Annotated in this window: 19 protein-coding genes; 9 read left to right on the top strand and 10 right to left on the bottom strand. The window is 75.7% G+C overall.

Annotated elements, in window-relative coordinates; all coding sequences use genetic code 11:
• Positions 1-7 precede the first annotated feature (7 nt).
• Positions 8-361 (top strand): PIN domain-containing protein, encoded by a 354-nt coding sequence (locus ABT403_RS01855; RefSeq protein ID WP_344167104.1) that lies wholly within the window; start codon positions 8-10, stop codon positions 359-361.
• Here ABT403_RS01855 and ABT403_RS01860 read toward each other — a convergent pair.
• Positions 358-996, bottom strand: coding sequence for a TetR/AcrR family transcriptional regulator (locus ABT403_RS01860; RefSeq protein WP_344167102.1), 639 nt, complete (start codon positions 994-996; stop codon positions 358-360). The genes ABT403_RS01855 and ABT403_RS01860 overlap by 4 nt on opposite strands.
• 167 nt (positions 997-1,163) lie before the next feature.
• Here ABT403_RS01860 and ABT403_RS01865 point away from each other — a divergent pair, with 167 nt between their 5' ends.
• From ABT403_RS01865 to ABT403_RS01875, 3 genes are all read left to right on the top strand, one after another.
• Positions 1,164-2,684, top strand: coding sequence for an APC family permease (locus ABT403_RS01865; RefSeq protein ID WP_344167100.1), 1,521 nt, complete (start codon positions 1,164-1,166; stop codon positions 2,682-2,684).
• 89 nt (positions 2,685-2,773) lie between these two features.
• Positions 2,774-3,904: an agmatine deiminase family protein gene (locus tag ABT403_RS01870; RefSeq protein ID WP_344167098.1), complete on the top strand. Its 1,131-nt coding sequence runs from the start codon at positions 2,774-2,776 to the stop codon at positions 3,902-3,904.
• A gap of 152 nt (positions 3,905-4,056) precedes the next feature.
• The gene (locus ABT403_RS01875) at positions 4,057-4,632 is read left to right on the top strand and encodes a hypothetical protein (RefSeq protein WP_344167096.1); all 576 of its coding nucleotides are present in this window, start codon (positions 4,057-4,059) and stop codon (positions 4,630-4,632) included.
• On the opposite strand, the gene ABT403_RS01880 is transcribed toward ABT403_RS01875, so the two are convergent.
• Positions 4,614-5,816, bottom strand: coding sequence for a GDSL-type esterase/lipase family protein (locus ABT403_RS01880; protein WP_344167094.1), 1,203 nt, complete (start codon positions 5,814-5,816; stop codon positions 4,614-4,616). The two genes, ABT403_RS01875 and ABT403_RS01880, sit on opposite strands and share 19 nt — an antisense overlap.
• Positions 5,813-6,382: a TetR/AcrR family transcriptional regulator gene (locus ABT403_RS01885; RefSeq protein ID WP_344167092.1), complete on the bottom strand. Its 570-nt coding sequence runs from the start codon at positions 6,380-6,382 to the stop codon at positions 5,813-5,815. Before ABT403_RS01885 ends, ABT403_RS01880 begins: the two co-directional genes overlap by 4 nt.
• A gap of 95 nt (positions 6,383-6,477) precedes the next feature.
• Here ABT403_RS01885 and ABT403_RS01890 point away from each other — a divergent pair, with 95 nt between their 5' ends.
• Complete coding sequence (locus tag ABT403_RS01890; RefSeq protein ID WP_344167090.1) at positions 6,478-6,969, top strand: FBP domain-containing protein; 492 nt, start codon at positions 6,478-6,480, stop codon at positions 6,967-6,969.
• A gap of 6 nt (positions 6,970-6,975) precedes the next feature.
• Here the strand turns inward: ABT403_RS01890 and dacB are convergent, their stop codons facing one another.
• Entirely contained in the window at positions 6,976-8,625 is a 1,650-nt protein-coding gene (dacB, locus tag ABT403_RS01895) for a D-alanyl-D-alanine carboxypeptidase/D-alanyl-D-alanine endopeptidase (protein WP_344167088.1), read from the bottom strand.
• A 248-nt stretch (positions 8,626-8,873) separates the two neighbouring features.
• Here dacB and ABT403_RS01900 point away from each other — a divergent pair, with 248 nt between their 5' ends.
• Entirely contained in the window at positions 8,874-9,110 is a 237-nt protein-coding gene (locus ABT403_RS01900; RefSeq protein WP_344167086.1) for a hypothetical protein, read from the top strand.
• Positions 9,111-9,116: 6 nt separating this feature from the next.
• Here the strand turns inward: ABT403_RS01900 and ABT403_RS01905 are convergent, their stop codons facing one another.
• Entirely contained in the window at positions 9,117-9,983 is an 867-nt protein-coding gene (locus ABT403_RS01905) for a DMT family transporter (RefSeq protein ID WP_344167084.1), read from the bottom strand.
• 98 nt (positions 9,984-10,081) lie between these two features.
• Entirely contained in the window at positions 10,082-11,047 is a 966-nt protein-coding gene (locus ABT403_RS01910) for a TetR/AcrR family transcriptional regulator C-terminal domain-containing protein (protein ID WP_344167082.1), read from the bottom strand.
• A gap of 181 nt (positions 11,048-11,228) precedes the next feature.
• Here ABT403_RS01910 and ABT403_RS01915 point away from each other — a divergent pair, with 181 nt between their 5' ends.
• Positions 11,229-12,464, top strand: a complete 1,236-nt coding sequence (locus ABT403_RS01915) for an FAD-dependent monooxygenase (protein ID WP_344167080.1) — start codon at positions 11,229-11,231, stop codon at positions 12,462-12,464.
• A gap of 176 nt (positions 12,465-12,640) precedes the next feature.
• Positions 12,641-12,850 (top strand): hypothetical protein, encoded by a 210-nt coding sequence (locus ABT403_RS01920; protein WP_344167078.1) that lies wholly within the window; start codon positions 12,641-12,643, stop codon positions 12,848-12,850.
• A gap of 60 nt (positions 12,851-12,910) precedes the next feature.
• Here ABT403_RS01920 and ABT403_RS01925 read toward each other — a convergent pair whose 3' ends face one another.
• Entirely contained in the window at positions 12,911-13,564 is a 654-nt protein-coding gene (locus tag ABT403_RS01925) for a maleylpyruvate isomerase N-terminal domain-containing protein (protein WP_344167076.1), read from the bottom strand.
• Between the two features lie 169 nt (positions 13,565-13,733).
• Here ABT403_RS01925 and ABT403_RS01930 point away from each other — a divergent pair, with 169 nt between their 5' ends.
• Positions 13,734-14,849 (top strand): ABC transporter substrate-binding protein, encoded by a 1,116-nt coding sequence (locus ABT403_RS01930; protein ID WP_344167074.1) that lies wholly within the window; start codon positions 13,734-13,736, stop codon positions 14,847-14,849.
• A 45-nt stretch (positions 14,850-14,894) separates the two neighbouring features.
• Here the strand turns inward: ABT403_RS01930 and ABT403_RS01935 are convergent, their stop codons facing one another.
• The 3 genes from ABT403_RS01935 to ABT403_RS01945 form a co-directional block, all read right to left on the bottom strand.
• On the bottom strand, positions 14,895-15,650 hold the full coding sequence (locus ABT403_RS01935; protein WP_344167072.1) for an MBL fold metallo-hydrolase: 756 nt from the start codon (positions 15,648-15,650) through the stop codon (positions 14,895-14,897).
• A 29-nt stretch (positions 15,651-15,679) separates the two neighbouring features.
• A complete protein-coding gene (locus ABT403_RS01940) occupies positions 15,680-16,663 on the bottom strand; it encodes a GlxA family transcriptional regulator (RefSeq protein WP_344167070.1) in 984 nt (327 codons plus the stop codon).
• Between the two features lie 82 nt (positions 16,664-16,745).
• On the bottom strand, positions 16,746-18,530 hold the full coding sequence (locus tag ABT403_RS01945) for a glycoside hydrolase family 15 protein (RefSeq protein ID WP_344167068.1): 1,785 nt from the start codon (positions 18,528-18,530) through the stop codon (positions 16,746-16,748).
• Between the last annotated feature and the right edge of the window lie 37 nt (positions 18,531-18,567).

The raw sequence follows: 18,567 nt of genomic DNA on the forward strand, positions 1-18,567 counted from the left end.
TCGCGGCATGAGTGTGCGCCCGGTGCTGATCGTCGACGCCGCCAACGTCGTCGGGTCCGTGCCCGACGGGTGGTGGCGGGACCGGAAGGGCGCCGCGGAGCGGCTGCGGGACCGGCTCGCGGGGCGGGAGGGCGGCGAGGAGGTCATCCTCGTCGTCGAGGGGGCGGCCCGGGGCGTCGAGTCCGTGCCCGGGGTGCGGGTCGAGTCCGCGTCCGGCAGCGGGGACGACCTCATCGTGCAGCTCGCCGCCGCGTGCGCCGGCCGCCCCTGCACGGTGGTCACCGCGGACCGCGCGCTGCGCGACCGGGTCCGCGCCCACGGCGCCGAGTGCGCCGGCCCCCGCACGGTACGGCCCGACTAGGCGGTTGCCGCCGGCCCCGCGGCCAGGCCGTCCAGGAGGAGGCGCAGGCCCAGTTCGAAGCCGCGGTCGTCCAGGGCGGCGAGGCCGCCGGGGAGGGTGTCCGCCCCGGCGAGGGAGTCGGCCAGGGCCGGGTAGCGCGGGCGGTAGTCGTCCGGGGTGCGGGTGAAGCCCGCCGTGAACGTCTCCAGAGCGGAGCCGAGGACCAGGTAGTCGAGGGCCGCCGCCGCCTCGGCCGCCCCGGCGGGTGTGCAGCCCGCCCGGACCAGGGTGCCCAGCAGGGCGTCGTAGCCGCGCAGCGCCCGGTCGGCCTCGACCCGGCGGCGGGCCACCAGGGCGATCATGTGCGGGTGGCGGAGGTACACCCGGCGGTAGCCCCGGGCGTACTCGGCGACTCCCCGGCGCCACTGGGGGTCCTGGAGCGGGCCGAGGTCGATCTCGTCGTTGAGCAGCTCCGACGCCGCGTCCAGCAGGTCGTCCTTCGACGCGACGTGGTGGTAGAGCGAGGCGCCCCGCACCCCGAGCCGGTCGGCGAGCGCGCGCATCTTCAGCGCGTCCGGGCCCTGTTCGTTGAGCAGTTCCAGTGCGGCGCGCGCGATGATCGCGCGGCTCAGCAGCGGCTGGCTCGGTCGGCCCACGGTGGCACTCCCCCTCTTTCGGCGAAAGGTTACCCGCCGGCAGGTCTTCCCAAGAGGTCGGAGGCGCGTTAACGTCCCCGCAACCCCGTTACCTAACAAGGTTAGATTTAGTTCGGGGAGTACGCCGGGGACGCCGGACGGCTCCCCCCGCCCCTCCGAGGTGCCACGTGTCACAACCCTCCACCGGCGGCAGACCCGCCACCGTCACCCCTCAGGACGCGGACGGCGACGCCGCCCGGCTGAGCGACCTCGGCTACCGGCAGGAGCTGCGCCGCAGCCTCGGTGTCCTGGGGAACATCGCCATGGGATTCGCCGTGGTCTCGCCCGTCGTCGCGCTGTACGCGGTATCCATGGTCGGCACGACCATCGCCGGCCCCGCCTGGGTGTGGGCGCTGCCCGTCGTCCTGATCGGCCAGTGCCTGGTCGTCAACGTCTACTCCGAACTGGCCTCCCAGTGGCCCCTCGCCGGCGGCCCCTACCAGTGGGGGCGCCGCCTGCTCGGGCCCTCCTTCGGCTGGATGAGCGGCTGGGTGTGGCAGTTCGCCGTCATGTTCGGCAACACGACCGTCTCCTATCTGGCCGCACCCTGGGTCTTCGCCCTCTTCGGGATCACGCCCACCCCCGCCGTGATGGTGGCGGTGGCCGCGGCCATCCTGCTGGCCTGTACGGCGGTCAACGCCTTCGGCATCAGGATCCTCAGCCTCTTCGTCTCCCTGGGCATCGCCGCCGAGGCGGTGGCCTCGGTCCTGGTCGGCTTCAGCCTGCTGCTCTTCTTCCGCAAGCACGGTTTCTCCCTCTTCACCGAGACCCTCGGCGCCGAGGGGCTGTCGGGCGGTTCCACCGTGATGGCCTTCCTCGCGGTCCTCGCCGTCGCCGGCTGGGGCTTCATCGGGTTCGACGCCTGTGTCTCCACCGCCGAGGAGACCAAGGACGCCGGCCGGCAGGTGCCGCGCGCCATGTGGTGGGCGCTGCTGAGCGTCGGCACCGTGGTGATCCTCAACGCCATGGCGGTGGCCCTCGCCCACCCCGACCCGGCCGCCGTCGTCGCCGGCCAGGACCTCGACCCGGTGACCACCGCCGTGGTCACCTCCTTCGGCTCCTGGTCCGACAAGCCCTTCGTCCTCGTCGTCCTGGTCGGGTTCCTCGCCTGCGCCATGGCCTCCCAGGGCGGCGCCGCCCGCGGCGTCTACTCCCTCGCCCGCGACGGGGTCTTCCCCCTCTCCCGCCACGTGCGCAAGGTCAACCGCCGCCAGGCCCCCATCGGCGGCCTCGTGGCCTCCACCGCGGTCAGCTGCTGCGCCCTGCTGCTGGGCCTGAACGCCACCGCCATCGGCAGCCTGATCGCCTTCGGCACCGCCGCCACGTTCCTGCCGTTCTTCCTGGTCTCCCTCGCCGCGCTCATCGCCCGGCTGCGCGGCACCTGGGTGCCGTCGGGGCACATCCGGCTGGGCCGCAGGGGCACCTTCCTCAACGTGCTCGCCGTGCTCTGGACCGGCTTCGAGGTGGCCAACGTCTGCTGGCCGCGGGCGATCCTGGCCCCGCCCGGCGCCCCCTGGTACCAGGTCTGGGCCGGCCTGCTGGGCACCGGCGCGGTCATCTCGGCCGGCCTGCTCTACCTGCTGGTCCGGCGCCCCCAGGAGAAGCTCCGGGCCCTGGAGCCGGCGTCGCCGCGTCCCTCCGGGGCCTGACCCTTCCCCCCGGGGGCCGGCCCGGCCCGCCCAGGCCGGCCCCGTCCGTCCGCCCGTCTCCATCCACCCACCCCTTCAGGAGATATGTCATGCACCTGCCATCCATGACCCGGCGGGGCTTCGGCGCCGCCGCCCTGTCCGCCACGGCCGCGACCCTGCTCGCCGGCCGCGCCCTCGCCGCCGAAACGGCCGGAACCTCCGCGGCCTCCGCCGAGAAGTACACGGCGCCCGCCGAATGGGAGGACCACTCCTGTTGCGTCATGTCCTGGCCCTGGGACCGTACGGACGGCTGGGGCTCCCTGCTGCCCGACGTGCAGGGCGAGATCGCCGGCATCGCCCGGGCCATCGGGGCCTGCGAACCGGTCCTGATGTTCGCCGAGCCGGGGCACACCGACGAGGCGCGAGCCCTGTGCGGCCCCGCGGTCACCGTCGTCGAATACCCCGTCAACGACTGCTGGACGCGCGACACCGGCCCCGTCTTCGCGCTCAACGCCGCGAAGACCCGCCGCATCGGACTCGACTTCGGCTTCAACGGCTGGGGCGGCAAGTACCCCTACGACAAGGACGACCTGCTGCCCGTCGGGGTCTGCGAGCGGCTCGGCGTACCGCGCCGTGACGTCCCGATGGTCCTGGAGGGCGGGTCGGTCATCACCGACGGCCAGGGCACCCTCGTCACCACGGAGGAGTGCCTGCTCAACCCCAACCGCAACCCCGGCATGACCCGCGAGCAGATCGAGGCCACCCTGCTCGCCGCCTACGGGGCGACCAAGCTCATCTGGCTCCCGTACGGGCTCGCCGGCGACGTCATCACCAACGGCCACGTCGACCTCGTCGCCGCCTACCTCGGCCCGGCCCGCATCCTCCTGCACACCCAGCCCGACACCGGCAGCCCCAACCACGCCCGGATGGCCGCGAACAAGGCGGTCCTGGAAGCGGCCACCGACGCCTGCGGACGCCGCTTCGAACTGGTGGAGATGGAACAGCAGCCGCACTTCCGCCAGAACGGCCTCCTGGTCGAGACCTTCAGCTACACCAACTACTACCTGACCGCCTCCCAGGTGATCGTCCCGCTGTCCGGGGAGGCGGCGGACGGCCCGGCCCTCGACCGGCTCCGGCCGCTCTTCCCCGGCCGTCAGGTCGTCGGCACGCCCGCCCGGATCCTGGCCTGGGGCGGCGGCGGGGTCCACTGCGTCACCCAGCACGTACCGCGCACGCGCTGACCGGGGCGCACGGTTCGCGGTGCGCCCCCGCGCGCCGCGAACCGTCCGCCACGCGCCGCTTGGCCCGTCCCGGATGTGGGCATTGTGGGGCGAGAGCAAACGGCCGCCGCCCCGGCGGGACGGCCGCAGGGGACGGCTGACGGGGAGTGGGTATGGGGTGGACGGCGGAGGAGTTCGGGGCCTCGCACGAGGGCTGGGCCGGCGCACTCCTGGCGGACGGGACCGAGCCCGGCCCGGTCCGTCTGGACCCGGGCAGCGGGTCCGGGCTCCGCGAGACGCGGGAGTGGTGGGCCTACGGCGGCGGCCCGGACCGCCCCCGGGCCGCCGCCGCGCGCGCCGCGTGCGCGTGCGGCTGGCGCGGCGCCGCGCACTACCCGATCGGGCGCGACGACGACTCCGCGGGCCTGTACGAGCCGGTCATCGAGGGGCCCCGCGGCGACTGGGAACGCCACCTCGACGAGGTCGAGGCCCGCACCGTCCCGCTCCCCTCCGAGCTGGCCGACCTCCTGGAACGCGTGGAGGACCAGCTGAACAACCTGGCCGGGCAGGCGCCGGTGGCCGCGCTCAAGGCCGTGGCCGCACTGGAGCGCGTCACCCGGAGCGTCGCCCGCGACGCCGCCTACATCGCCGAGGCCGACGACCTGTCCTGGGAGTCCATCGGCACCGGACTCGGGATCTCCGAGAAGGAGGCCCGCTCCCGCCTCACCCACTACACCTGCCGGCGCTGAGCGTTCCCCTCCCCGAAGAAGCCGTCCGGGCCGAAGACCAGCCGGGCGAAGCGCTCGCCGATGCGCCGGTGGGTGGCGGCGTCCGGGTGCAGGGCGTCGGGCAGGGGGAGTTCGGCGGCGTCGGCCTCGCCGTAGAGCGCGCGGCCGTCGAGGTGGTACAGGTGCGGGTCGCCGGCCGCCCGCTGCCCCGCGATCCGCGCCAGTTCCTCACGGATGACGCGGAGCGTCAGCTTTCCGGCGGCGCGCTCGGCCGGGTCTCCCGTGGCGCGGAAGCGCAGCCTCCCCTCGCTGAGCGCGGCCGTGTCGAAGGCCGTCGGGCCGGGGGTGTCCTCGTGGATGGGGCACAGGAGGGGGGAGACGACCAGCAGCGGGGTGTCCGGGTGCCCCTCGCGGATCGTGTCGAGGAAGCCGTGGACGGCGGGTCCGAAGGCGCGCAGCCGCATCAGGTCGGTGTTGACCAGGTTGATGCCCACCTTGACGCTGATCAGGTCGGCCGGGGTGTCGCGCAGGGCGCGCGCCGTGAACGGGTCGAGCAGCGCGCTGCCGCCCAGGCCCATGTTGACCAGCTCCACCCCGCCGAGGGAGGCGGCGAGGGCCGGCCAGGTGCCCGTCGGGTGCGCGGCGCCGGAGCCCTGGCTGATGGAACTGCCGTGGTGCGCCCACACCCTGCGGTCGCCGGCCGGTGCGGGGTGGACGGGGGCGTCGGTGCGCAGGGCGACGAGCTCGGTCGTCTCGTCGTGCGGCAGCCAGATCTCCACCTCCTTCGTCCGGCCGGGCAGACCCGTGAAGCGCAGGGTGGCCGGCGGTCCGGTCCGGCGCTCGGCGCGGCCGGTGGCCGGGTCGAGGGTCAGGGTGTCCCCGCCCTCCGCGCTCGCCCGGCCCGCGGGCCGGGCGTCGACGAAGAGCTCGTAGACGCCGTCCGGGCGGGGCGGCGCGCCCGCGTAGTCCCGCTTGACGGGCACGGTGTCCAGCTCGACGACGGTCGCCGCGCTGCGGAAGACCAGCCGTACGCCCGAGGGCTGGGACTCGGCCATGGCCAGCTGCCCGTCGGTGTTCTGCGCCCGGGCCCGGGCCGGCAGCCGGTGCGGCAGCAGGCCGCGCCCGGTGGCCTCGGTGTCGAGGGCCCCGCGCAGCAGGTCCGCGGTCACGGGCGTCGTGAGGGGAGCGGCGGCGCGGGAGGTCATACCGCCGTCCGTCCGCGCAGCAGGGTGTCGAGGGCGTCGAGGGTCCATGACCAGCTCTCCTGTGAGTCGGGGGCGCTGTGGCTGAAGCCTCCGGCCAGCTCCAGGCTGACGTAGCCATGGAAGACGCTGCCCAGGAGGCGGACGGCGTGGGTCTGGTCCGGGCCGGCCAGGTCGTAGCCGCGCAGGACCGCCCGCATCATCTCCGCGTGCCGGGGGCCCGCGCTGGAGGCCGCCTCCTCGGGGGTGAGCCGGAACCGGGAGGCGTCGTAGCGGCCGGGGTGCTCGCGGGCGTAGTCGCGGTAGACGTTCGCCAGTGCGGTCAGGGCGTCCCGGCCCGCGCGCCCGGCCAGCGCCGAGGCACCCCGGTCGGCGAGCTCCTCCAGGGCCAGCCGGGCGATCCGCGCCTTCAGGTCCCGGGAGTCGCGGACGTGCGAGTACAGGCTCGCGACCTTGACGCCGAACCGCCGGGCGAGCGCCGAGACGGTCACCTGCCCGAAGCCGACCTCGTCGGCCAGCTCCGCCCCGGCCCGCACCAGGCGGTCCGTGGTCAACCCGATGCGTCCCACGCCTCTTCCCTCGCAGTCCCTCGTCGTCCGCCGCCCCCTTGCCTGAAGGGATTATGCGTTTGCCTAAAACTTTTAGGCAAATTAGCGTGCTCCCCATGAAGCCACTGACCGAGCAAGAGATCCGCGCGGCCTTCGTCAACTGCACCAAGGGCGAGGCCAAGCGCCTGTCCGTCCCGCGCGACCTGGCCGACCGCCCCTGGGACGACCTCGACTACCTCGGCTGGCGTGACCCCCAGTCCCCGGGCCGCGCCTACCTGGTGACCGAGGCCGACGGCCGGGCCCGGGCCCTCGTCCTGCGCCGCCCCTCCGCGGGCGCGGTGCAGATGCGGCGCAGCATGTGCACGATCTGCCTGACCACCCATGACGGGGGCGTCTCCCTGATGGTCGCGGCGAAGGCGGGCAAGGCCGGGCAGCAGGGCAACTCGGTCGGCGTGTACATATGCGACGACCTCGCCTGCTCGCTGTACGTACGGGGCATCAAGGAGGCCGGCCCGTACGCCCGGCTCCACGAGACCCTCACCATGGAGGAGAGGGCCGAGCGGACCGCCGGGAACCTCGCAGCCTTCTTCGCCCGGGTGAGCGCCTGAGCCGCCTCACCGCTCCCCGGGGGCTTCCTGGAGGTAGGCGGCGACGCGGGCGAGGTCGTCGGCGATGGAGATGACCCCGGCGGGGTCGGTGGTCGGCGTGGACGCCCCGTTCACGCCCGCGTAGAACGTGTCGAAGCGGCCCCCGCCCCGTTCCAGGTAGCCGGCGATCGTGATGGCCCCGACGGCGAGCCGGCCGTTCAGCTCGTCCCCGCCCACCGCCGCGCCGGTCTTCGCGAACACCTTCCCGCGCGCCGGGCAGTCGCGGCAGTTCTCGGCCAGCAGCCCGTCGACGCCCAGGACCGGCAGGGCCTCGCGGAAGAGCCGGGCGTCCGGGCCGCGCTGCCAGTACGCCAGCATCTCCACCAGCGCCTGCGGGGTGGCCCGGTCGTTGGGGTTCCCGCCGCGCCCGTCCATGAGCTCGACCTGGGCGCGGTCGACGCCCGCCCGGTCGAGGAAGCGCGCCAGCACGGGGAAGCCGTCCGCGCACTGGCCGCTGCCGGCGGTCACGGCCATCAGGCAGATGCCCAGGTTGGCCCCCAGATTGTGGCTGACCTTGAGGATCAGCTTCGCGTACTGCGCGTACGGGGGTGAGGTGTACGCGGCCACGCCCTGCCGCCCCCGGTAGTCGCGGGGCAGCCGGCCGACGGGGTCGGCGCCCGTCGCGGCGGCGCCGACCCGTACTCCGGCCCGGCCGAGCGCCTCGATGAGGGCGGTCCGGCCGAAGGCGGCCGGGTCCGTGACGGGGGAGGTCCGCAGCAGGGGCCTGGCGCCGGCGGCGATGGTGCCGGACAGCCGGATGCGGGTGCCGCCCTCGTCGGCCGTGACGGTGACCGCCGTCGGCCCTCCGGCCGCCACGGTCCTCACCGTCGACGTCACCCGGTACGGGGCCACCCGCGGCCGCCAGTCCAGCCGGGCGGCGCCGCCGGGCCGGTCCCCGGGGGTGGTCAGCAGGTCGATCAGGTTGTCGTTGACGATCAGCGGGGTCGGCGTGGGGTCGAGCACCGGGTCGGCGGCGAACAGCCGATCGTCCACGACCACGTCCCCGTCCACGCGGGTGATCCCCGACGCGCGCACCTGCCGGGCCAGTTCGTCGATCCCGGCGAGGGGGTTCTCCGGGGTGAGGGTGGCGCCGGGGAAGTCGTTCGCGTAGGTGTGGTCCAGGTCGGTGTAGGCGACGGTCCCGTCGGGCCGGGTCCGCCCGCCGAGGGTGAGGTCGCCCTGCGCGACGAGGTCGAGGTCCCCCGTCAGCGTGCCCCCCTCGACCTCGCCGACGGCATAGACGGGGGTCACGAACCGGTGGTCCGTACCCAGGGTCCGCCAGGTGCCGGAGACCGAGAACAGCTTGGCCGTGGAACCCGGGATGAAGAACTGCCCCGGGAACATCGAGTGCACCACCCGCCCGTCCCCGGGCCCGGTCTGCAGCAGTCCCCACTGGGCGTGCCGGTACTCCGGCTTGCGCATGATCTCCGAGATCCGCGGGTCGAGCCGGGCGAGGTCCCCTGCACCGGACGGAGAAGGCGGCGGCGGAGGAGGCGCGGGCGCGGGAGCCTGACCGGCGCGGGCGACGGCACCCGACCCGGACGCCACCAGCAGCAGCGCGGCCAGCCCGGCCCCCGCACGCCGCCACAGCCCCCCACCGCGCATCGGATGTCCCACGGCACACTCCGTTCGCCGCGGCCCCGGCCGGGAAGCCCGGCACCTGCGCCCAGCGTGGCACGGCCCGCCACCCCCCGCACGTCACCCGGACGGCCGTCAAGCCCCGAACCCCAGGGACGTGACCCGACCCCGCCCCGCACGGCTCAATGGGATACCCGCAGGAGCCGCCGGCCAGGGCGCTTCCTCCCCGGGACCGCCGGAACAGCCCCGGCACCCCGCACCCCGCCTTGTGTTCCAAGGAGCCCGTCATGAGCCAGATCCACCGTGTCTCCCTCCTCGCCGCCGCCATGGAAGCGGGAGCCGTGCGCGTGTCCCCCGGCGTGTTCGCGGCCTCCCGCCTGCCCGGCTCCGGCAGCACCTCCCTCCCCACGGCCCCCGCCCCGGCCCATGTGCCGCCCCCGCAGCCCCCGGTGGCGGCGGAGAGCCGGTGGAACGCCCTCGTACGGAACGGGAGGGCGGCGGCGGTCATCTTCGTCGCGCTGTGAACGGCCTCAGGTGGCACCCGCCTCCGTCCCCGCGCCGGAACGGGCCAGGGACAGGACGCCGGCGCAGATCACGGCCAGGCCCAGCGACTGGGGCAGGAGCCACCAGTGGGCGCGCAGGTGCTCCTCGTACAGCAGGACCCCCAGGGCGACGCTGACCCCGGCGTCGCCCAGGGTCAGGGCCGGCTGGGAGGCGACCAGGGGGCCGCCCTGCATGGCGTGCTCCAGCAGGAGGACGGCGCAGATGCCGCTCGCGCCGAAGGCGTACGTCTCCCAGACCGTCAGGAACGCCCCGATCCCGCCCGCGCCCAGGGTGTGCACGGCCGACTTCATCAGGGCCGCGGTGAGCGCGTAGCAGACGGCGGTGGCCGCGCCCAGGCAGCCGGCCCGCATCCGCCCGGGCGGGCGCCGCAGCCCGGCAGCGGCCAGGACGGCCACCGCGCCCGCGCACGCGGGCAGGGCCAGTGCCCACCGGTCGAGCGGGACGTGCGTACGGTTCCCCGTGGGCGAGGCGGCCACCAGGAGCACCCCGAGACCCGCCACCACCATCGCCACCGCGAGCCACACCGCTCCCGGGAGCCGGGTCCGCGTCACCAGCGAGGCGATCAGCAGCGCCAGCGGCAGCTCCAGCACGAACAGGGGCTGGACGAGCGACAGCGCGCCCGTGGCCAGCGCCGCGGCCTGCCCGGCCCCGGCCGCGATCACCGCCAGGATCCCCCCGAGCCACAGGGGCCGCCGCAGCAGGTCGAGGACCAGCCCGAACCGGAAGCCCTCGCTCCGCGGCACGGTCAGGGAGGCCCGCCGCTGGAGCACCGTCGCGAGCGCGTTGCTGAACGCCGCGAACAGCGCGAAGACGACCGGCACCACGAAGCCCATGCCCCGATCCTCACCGCCCCGCCGGGGCCCGCCGTTCAGCGCCGCCGCCGTGTCCCCCGTCCGGTCCCACGGGGGCGGGGTGCTTGCGAGCCCCCCGTTCAGCCGCCGGGGGCCGGGGCAGGGTCGAGCAGTGCGGCGAGGCCGTCCAGGAGGCGTTGCAGGCCGAATTCGAAGAGGGCGTCCAGGTCGAAGTCGTAGCCGGCCGTCGCCAGGCGGGCGAGCGCCGGGAACCGGCCGGTGTCCAGGACCTCGTGCAACCGCGGCTCCTGATGGTCCATCCACTCCTCGCTGTCCAGGCCGCTGTGGGCCTCCGCCTCCCGCTCCGCCTCCAGGTTGACGGCGACCCCCCGGGCGTAGTTGAGCAGCGTGAGGTGCGCGGTGAAGGCCGACTGCTCGTCGAGGCCGTGCTTCACGAGGGTGGCCAGCATCCACTCGCTGTACGGCAGTGCCGAGGCGATGATCTGCGGGCGGGTCATCGACAGGGCGGGCGCGAGCCACGGGTGGCGGCGGAACAGCTCCCAGAGCCGGTGCGCCGCCAGTTCGACGGCCTCCCGCCAGCCCGGCGGAGGCTCGGCCGGCAGCGGATGGCGCGCCATGACCCCGTCCATCATCCGCGTCAGCAGGTCGTCCTTGTCGGCGACGTGCCGGTACAGCGACATGGGCGCCACCCCCAGGTCGGCGGCGACCCGGCGCATCGACACGGCGGCCAGCCCCTCCGCGTCGGCGACCGCGACGGCGGTGGCGACGATCCGCCCGAGCGCCAGCGGGGCCGTCCCGTCGGACGGGCCCTGGGGGCGGGCGGCGGCCCCGGCGGGCCGGGCGGCGGCGCGCGCCGGGCGGCTGGGCGCGGCGACCACGGTCCCGACGCCCGGCACGGCCTTGACGAGGCCCTCCTGGCGCAGCTCGGCGAGCACCTTGCTCGCGGTCGCCATGGCGACGCCCCACTGCCGGGTGATCTCGCGGGTGGACGGCACGCGGTCGCCCGGCGCCAGTTCGCCCGCCTCGATCCGCTGCCGCAGCTCCGCGACGATCCGGCTGTAGCGCGGTACCGCCCGCTCGCCCACCGCCCACCCCCTCCGCACTAGTGCACCTGGATGCCGGTCATCCTAGCCGCAGGACAGGGCGAGCCGGTGGGGGAGAGCCTCACGGTAGGGTGCTGCACTAGTGCGGCCTTGGGCAAGGAAGCCTGAACTGGCGGCACTTAGACGGTTGTGTATCAGCTGGCGTACGGCGTACATTCCCCCTATGGCGAATCAGGAGATACTCATCAGCGGCGCCGGCATCGCAGGGCCCGCGCTGGCGTACTGGCTACGCAGGGCGGGCTTCGCGGTCACCGTCGTGGAGCGCGCGCCGCAGCCCCGGCCGGGCGGCCAGACCGTCGACCTGCGCGGCGCCGGCCGTACCGTGATCGAACGGATGGACCTGATGGGCCGGGCCAGGGAGCTGAGCGTGGACCAGCGCGGTCTCGCCCTCGTCGACTCCTCCGGCCGGACCACGGCCCGGGTGCCCGCCGACGCCTTCGGCGGCGAGGGGATCGTCTCCGAGATCGAGATCCTGCGCGGCGACCTCGCCCGGCTGCTGTACGAGGCCACCCTGCCGGACACCGAGTACCTCTTCGACGACACCGTCACCGGCATCGCACAGGCCGCCGGAGGGGACGGGGTCACCGTCACCTTCGAGAAGGCGGCGCCCCGCCGGTTCGCGCTCGTCGTCGGCGCGGACGGCCCGCACTCCGCCGTGCGCGCGCTGGCCTTCGGCCCCGAACACGACCTCGTCCGCCCGCTCGGCCTCTACACGGCCTGGTTCACCGCCGTCGACCACGGGCTGGACCTCGACGGCTGGTACCTGATGCACAACGCCCCCGGCGGACTGGTCGCCTCCGCGCGGCCCGGCCGGCTCCCCGGCGAGATCAAGGCCGGCTTCAGCTTCCGCTCGCCCCCGCTCGCGTACGACCGCCGCGACCCCGACGCCGGGCGGGAGCTCGTCGCCCGGCGCTTCGCCGGCGTCGGCTGGGAGGCCCCGCGCCTGCTGCGGGCGATGCGCACCGCCCCGGACTTCTTCCTCGACTCCATGGGCCAGGTCCGCCTCGACGGCTGGACGCGCGGCCGCGTCGCGCTGCTCGGCGACGCCGGGTACTGCGCCACCCCGCTGACCGGCCTCGGCACCAGCCTGGCCCTGGTCGGCGCCTACGTCCTGGCCGGGGAACTCGCGGCGGCCGGCGGGGACCACACCGTGGCCTTCCCGCGCTACGACGAGGTCATGCGCCCGTACGTGACCCGGGCCCAGGAACTGCCGCCCGGCGGAGCCGCCGGGTACGCGCCGTCGGGCCGGCTCGGCATCCGGCTGCGTGACCTCTCGATGCGCTCGATGACCCGCTGGCCGATGCGCCCCCTGCTCGCGGCGCAGTTCGCCAAGGCCGGGGACATCGAGCTGGCCGATTACGGGCTCACCGCCACGGGGCGGGGCCGGGCACGGCCGTGACGCCGAATCAGGCCGGACGCGGGCATTGATTGATCGGCGGTCCGGCAGCGAAGGTGGTCACCGCACCCCGGATCCGGCCACCCGTTCCGGAAGTGCTCCCCCGCAACGGGGTCACCGGCCACGGTCACCGCCCGGCCGCCGGCCCGTTGCGTCCCCGTCGGAGAGGAGCGACACGCATGTCCAGCACCCCCGCACTGCCCCGAAGGAAGCCCGGCGCCAGCGGCCGGGCCTTCGACGCCCAGGAGCCCGACCCCGGAGCCCCGGGCCGCGCCCTGCGCGCCCGCGCCACCGACGGGTGGGAGAGGTTCATGCGACGCACCGAGATCGACACCCGCCAGGGAGCCGAGGAGTGCGCCCCTGAAGGCCCCCTCTCGCCCACGGCTTAGGAGGCGCTCCCCTCCGGAACGGGGGCCGGGGCCGTCGCCTTCACGTCGATCGCGCCCTCCTCAGCCGAGCACCAGGGGGAGCCTCGCCGCGAGGCCGCCCAGGGCCGCCCGTTCCTCGGCGTCCGGCGCGCGGCGGCCGGTGCCGACCAGGAGCGCGTCCCGGTCGGGCAGCGAGGCGGGGAAGGGGGCGCCGGCGATCCGCTCCAGGGCCGTCCGGGCCGCCGCGAGGGTCTCGGCGGGCGGGGGAGGGGCGGACGGCAGGTGCGCGATCAGGTCGAGGTGGTGCAGGGTCCATTCCATGACGTAGGCCGACAGGTAGTCGGCGACGGTCAGCACCTCGCCCTGAGTGCCGACGCGGCTCCCCGGGTCGGCGAGCGCGGCCGCCCGGCCGGCGGCCGAACCGACGTCGTCGAGGTGGAACTTGAGCCAACGCGGCTCGCCGTAGGCCGCCGCCAGCCGGGGGACGAGCGCGTCGAGCGGGTCCTCGCCCGTCGGCGGGTCGACGAGCTTCCAGTAGGTGGTCGCGTCCACGGTCGGTTCGGCCGCGGCCGGCGTGACCAGGGTGATCAGGACGTCCTGGGCGTCGATGACCAGGTGGCACACCAGGTCCCGCACGAGCCAGCCGGCGCAGCCGGACGGCTTTTCGAAGTCCTCGTCGGGGAGCCCGGCGACCGCCGCCAGCAGGGCCGTCCAGGAGCGTGAGAAGAGGTCCATGACGGCACGGTAGCCCGGTACCGCCACGGCCCGCCCGAACCGGTGCGCCACGGTGCTGGCCGGCCCGGCGCCGACCGGTCCGGTGCCGGCCGGCGTCCGTCCGGCGGAAATCCGGTTGCCCGGCGGCGGCCGCGCTGTGTGCAATGGCCGGCATGGGAGAGGCCACCGCATGAACACGCCGCCGTCGACGCCCGGAACGCCGCCGGCCGGCGGGGCATCCGTCCTGATCGGCGCCCTCGTCCCGCTGACCCGGCCCGGCTGGACCGAGGCGGGCCGGCACCTGCTCGCCGGCCTGCGGCTGGCCGCCGACGAGGTCAACGGCGCCGGCGGGATCGCCGGGCGTCCGCTCGAACTGGCGGTACGGGACACCGCGGCCGACCCGGCGCGCGCCGAGGCGGCGGTGGACGAACTGGCGGAGCTGGGGGCGGCCGCCCTGGCGGGGGAGTACCACAGCGTGGTCGCCCGTGCCGCCGCGGCCCGGGCCGACGCCGTGGGCCTGCCGTTCCTCTGCTCGTCGGCGGTCCTCGACGAGCTCACCGAAGGGCCGACGGAATGGGTCGCGCGCCTGGCCCCGGCGCAGTCCCGGGGCTGGCGCGCCTATGCGGACTTCCTCCTCGGCGCGGGCCACACCCGTATCGCCGTCGCGGCCGACCCGAGCGTCTACTGGGCCTCCGGGACCCGCATCCTGCGCGACCACCTCGCACCCCGGGGCGCCACCCTCGTCGAACTGGACCTGCGCACGCTCACCCCGGAAGCCGTGTGCGGGGAACTCCTCGCCCACCGCGCCACCGCGCTCCTGCTCCTGGCCGGCCACCCCGAACCGGCGGTCCCGCTGGTCCGGGCCGTCCGCCGCGACCCCCGCCTCGCCGACGTCATGATCGGCGCGCCCGCCGGGCAGCCCGAGTTCGCCGAATGGGCGACGCTGCTGGGCGGGGACGGCGCCGGGGTCCCCTTCCTGCGCTACCTGCCCGCACGACTCGGCCCGCTCGGCGCACGGGTCGAAGCCGCCCTGCGCGAACGGCTCGGCGAGGCGCCCTCCTTCGTCGCCTTCGAGGGATACGACACGGTCGCCGTCCTCGCCGAGGTGCTGCGCTCCCACGGTACGGACGACCGGGCGCGCACGGCCGCGGCCTGGCCGCACGTCAGCGTCGAGGGCACGCGGGGGCGGATCCGGTTCTCCCGTGTACCGGGCATCGGCGTCCGGCAGTGGACGTGGGCCCCGCTCCAGGTCGCGGACCGGGACCCGGCGGACCCGGCCCGCTTCCGCGTCCGCCACACCCTCTGAGGCCGCTACCGGACGGCGGCCGCCGAGGTGTCATATGAGGGGGCGTCAGCCGTCCGCCGGGCGGGTGCGGAGCCGGCCGGCGGTGTGGAGGCGGGAGAGCCGTCGCCGCTCCCGGGCGGCCCAGCGGCGGACCCGTTCGGGCTCCAGCGGGCTGCCGTGTCCGACGTGGAGCCGGGTGGGGCCCAGGTCGAGCATCCGGTTCAGGCTGGCGAGGTTGCCCAGGGGGTCGTCGTGGAAGGGCGGGTTGGCCGGCTTGCCCGGGATGAGGCCCATGAAGGAGTTGGCGATCAGGTCGCCCGCGACGAGGTCGCCCTGTTCGGTGAGGACCGAGACTGATCCGGCGGTGTGCCCGGGCGTGGGCATGATGCGCGCCGCGACGCCGTGGCCGGCCAGGTCCGTCTCGCCGCGTACGAGCAGGTCGGGTTCGAACGGCTCGGCCCGCTCGTGCAGTTTGGCGTTGCGGGCCATGAGGCGGCCCATCGGGCCGGTGGGCAGGTACGGGGTGCGGACCCGGCCGGTGCGGAACGGTCCGAGGTCGGCCACGTGGCCCGCGATCGGGGCGCCGGTCAGCCGCCGCAGCTCGGCGGCGGAGCCGAAGTGGTCGATGTGGCCGTGGGTCAGGACGATCAGCGAAAGGTCGGCCGGGTCGACCCCGTGCGCCGCGATCGCGTCGTGGATCCTGCGGCCGCTGCCGGGCGTGCCGGCGTCGACGACCACGGGCCGGCGGCCCAGCAGCAGGTAGGCGTTGATCCCGTGCCGGCCCAGGACGGGGATGGGGATGATCGTGGTGGTGCGGGACACGTGGGTCCTTTCGGGTGAGGGCGTGGGGGTCAGCGGAAGCGGCGCCGGTATGCGGCGGGGGTGGTGCCCAGGCGGCGCCGGAAGGCCCGGTGGAGGCTCTCCACGGAGCCGAGGCCGCTGAGGGCGGCGACCTCCGGCAGGCCGTGGTCGCCCTCCTGGAGGAGCCTGCGGGCCTCCTCCAGACGGGCGGACTCCACGTACGCGGCCGGTGTGGTGGCGGTGCGCCGGCGGAAGAGCCGTGAGAAGTGGCGGACGCTGAGGTGCAGCCGTGCGGCCAGAGCCTGGGCCGACAGGTCCTCGGTGAGGTGCTCGCCGATCCACCGCCGTAGCCCGTCGATCCGGTCGTCGTCGCCGTCGGCGTCCGGGACCGCGAGGGGCACGCTGAACTGGCTCTGCCCGCCCGGGCGTTTGACGTACATGACCATCATCCGGGCCGTGGTGAGGGCGAGTTCGCGGCCGTGGTCCTGCGCGACCATCGCCAGCGCCATGTCCAGGCCCGAGGTGATCCCCGCGCAGGTCCACACCCGGCCGGACCGGATGAAGATCGGGTCCGGGTCGACGTCGACGCGCGGATGGTCGGCGGCCAGCCGGGCGGCCGTCAGCCAGTGGGTCGTCGCGGCGTGCCCGTCGAGCAGCCCCGCCGCGGCCAGCAGGTGGGCGCCCGCGCACACCGAGCCCACGCGCCCCGCCCGGGGCGCCGCCCCGCGCAGCCACTCGACGACCGCCTCGTCCAGCACCGGCTCGGCACCGCTCCCGGCCACCTCGACCGCGCCCGACACGAGCAGCGTGCCCACGGCTCCGTCCGCCTCCTCCAGCGCCAGGTCGGCCATCAGGCGGATGCCGCCGGAGGTGACGGCCGGCCCTCCGCCGGGCGTCGCGACCCGCACCTCATAGCCGGGCCGGCCCGGGCCGGCGACGCGCGCGGCGACCGAGAACACCTCGGCGGGGCCCGTGACGTCGAGCAGTTCGCAGCCGGGGAAGGCGACGATGAGGATCCTGTGCGGTGGGGGCATGCGCCGATCATTTCGCCCCCGGCCGATGGCCGCAATGACCAGGTTCTGTCAGATCCGGCCATCGGGCCGGGGGTGTGCCCGCTCAGCCCGCCGTCGCGGCGTCCAGCCGTACCGCGCTCTCCAGCAGCAGCGCGTGCACGAACGCCTGGGGCAGGTTGCCGCGCAGCCGGCGGCCCCTGACGTCGTACTCCTCGGCGAAGAGCCCGGCCTGGCCCACCGCCGTGCGGGTGCGCTCGAACCAGCGTCCCGCCGCCACCGGCATGCCCTGCGCCAGGCAGGCCGAGGCCATCAGGAACCCGCCCAGCAGGAAGGCGCCCTCGGCCTCGCCCAGGGGGCCGTCCCCCTGCCGGAACCGGTACACGAACCCGTCCACCGCCAGCTCCCGCGCCACCGCCTCCCGGGTGGCCGAGGCGACGGAACCCGCGCCCGGCCAGTACGCCGAGGCCAGGGGGCGCAGCAGGGCCGCGTCGGGGCCGGGGTCCGAGGCGGAGCGCTGCCAGCGGCCCGAAGGGTGCAGGCAGCGCCGCCGCGTGACGCGCAGGATCGTGTCCGCGAGGTCGGACCAGCGGCCCGCCGCCGCCCCGCCGATCTCCCGCGCCGCCGCGCGCAGCCCGGTGACCGCGACCAGGCGCGAATGGGTCCACCAGGCCGTCTCCAGCTCCCACAGTCCGGCGTCCGGCTCCTCCCAGCACTCCTCCAGGGCCTTCGCGGCCACCGCCGCCGCCCTCACCCCGTCGTCGGACAGCCGCTCGTGCCGGGCCGCCGCCGCGAGGAGCTCCAGCGCCTCCCCGAAGGTGTCGAGCTGGAACTGGGAACCGGCGCGGTTGCCGATCCGGTCCGCCGCACCCGGGTAGCCGCACAGGGGCAGCCGCCGCTCGGGCGGAACCGGTGAGCCGTCGGTCCGGTACACGGGCCGCAGGCCGGGCCCGTCCGCGAGCACCCGCTCCGTGACCACGTGCACCGCGGCGTCCAGCAGGGGGTGCGGACGGTGCGCGGCCACCGCCTGGCCCGCGTAGCACTGGTCGCGCAGCCAGGCGTAGCGGTAGTCGTAGTCCCGGTCGGAGCCCGTGTGCTCGGGCAGGGAGGTGGTCGCCGCCGCCACCATCGCACCGGTGCGCGGGCTGGTGAGGCCGGTGAGGACGGCGTACGCCTGGCGGACGTCCCGGGCGGCCGTCAGGCCGGCGCAGGAGGGTACGGCGGCCGCCCAGAACGCCTCCGTGCGCCGCCACGCCGCCTCCGCGCCGGCCGGCTCGCCCAGCGGCCGGTCCCCGATCTCCAGCACCAGGTCGCACACCCCGCCCCCGGGGACGTCCACGTGCGCGGTCAGCTCCCCGTCCGGCCCGGTCCGCGCCGCGCGGACCCCCCGCAGCCGCACCCGCAGGGAGCCCCGCTCCCCCTCCCACAGCCCCTCGCCGACCCGCCGGAGCACCGGCGCGGGCGCGCCGCCGTACTCCCCGCGCACCGCCAGCCGTACCGAGATCCGCGCGGCGCCCGTCACCCCGCGGAGCCGGCGCAGCACCACCACCCGGTGCGGCTCGGCCGGGGCGGCCAGGGCCTCCCGGCACTCCACCACGGCGTCCGGCAGCGTCCAGCGGGCGGTCCAGATCAGCGAGCCCTCGTCGTACGCACCGCCCGAGACCTTCCAGGACTCCTGCGGGCACACCGTGAACGCGCCCGCGCCCCCGATCAGTTCCGAGAACACCGCCGGACCGTCCCAGCCGGGCACGCACAGCCACACCACGTCCCCCTCCGGCCCGGTGAGCGCGCCGCGCTCCCCGTCGGCCAGCAGCACGTAGTCCCGCAGCGGCCGGGGGACGTGGCGGTTCCCGGCGCGGGGCCGGGCAGGTCGGCGGTCCGTGGGGCTCACCCCCTCTCGCTGTACGGGCGGCTACCCGGACGGGGCC

This window comes from Streptomyces sp. NPDC000075 (assembly GCF_040301925.1).
GTDB lineage: Bacteria > Actinomycetota > Actinomycetes > Streptomycetales > Streptomycetaceae > Streptomyces > Streptomyces polychromogenes.

Bases quoted from the DNA above. Each gene is read 5' to 3' on its own strand.
- ABT403_RS01940 (WP_344167070.1), bottom strand. From the start codon at position 16,663: ATGCCCCCACCGCACAGGATCCTCATCGTCGCCTTCCCCGGCTGCGAA.
- ABT403_RS01855 (WP_344167104.1), top strand. From the start codon at position 8: ATGAGTGTGCGCCCGGTGCTGATCGTCGACGCCGCCAACGTCGTCGGG.
- ABT403_RS01890 (WP_344167090.1), top strand. From the start codon at position 6,478: ATGAAGCCACTGACCGAGCAAGAGATCCGCGCGGCCTTCGTCAACTGC.
- ABT403_RS01875 (WP_344167096.1), top strand. From the start codon at position 4,057: ATGGGGTGGACGGCGGAGGAGTTCGGGGCCTCGCACGAGGGCTGGGCC.
- ABT403_RS01900 (WP_344167086.1), top strand. From the start codon at position 8,874: ATGAGCCAGATCCACCGTGTCTCCCTCCTCGCCGCCGCCATGGAAGCG.
- ABT403_RS01870 (WP_344167098.1), top strand. From the start codon at position 2,774: ATGCACCTGCCATCCATGACCCGGCGGGGCTTCGGCGCCGCCGCCCTG.
- ABT403_RS01905 (WP_344167084.1), bottom strand. From the start codon at position 9,983: ATGGGCTTCGTGGTGCCGGTCGTCTTCGCGCTGTTCGCGGCGTTCAGC.
- ABT403_RS01930 (WP_344167074.1), top strand. From the start codon at position 13,734: ATGAACACGCCGCCGTCGACGCCCGGAACGCCGCCGGCCGGCGGGGCA.
- ABT403_RS01920 (WP_344167078.1), top strand. From the start codon at position 12,641: ATGTCCAGCACCCCCGCACTGCCCCGAAGGAAGCCCGGCGCCAGCGGC.
- ABT403_RS01915 (WP_344167080.1), top strand. From the start codon at position 11,229: ATGGCGAATCAGGAGATACTCATCAGCGGCGCCGGCATCGCAGGGCCC.
- ABT403_RS01925 (WP_344167076.1), bottom strand. From the start codon at position 13,564: ATGGACCTCTTCTCACGCTCCTGGACGGCCCTGCTGGCGGCGGTCGCC.
- ABT403_RS01880 (WP_344167094.1), bottom strand. From the start codon at position 5,816: ATGACCTCCCGCGCCGCCGCTCCCCTCACGACGCCCGTGACCGCGGAC.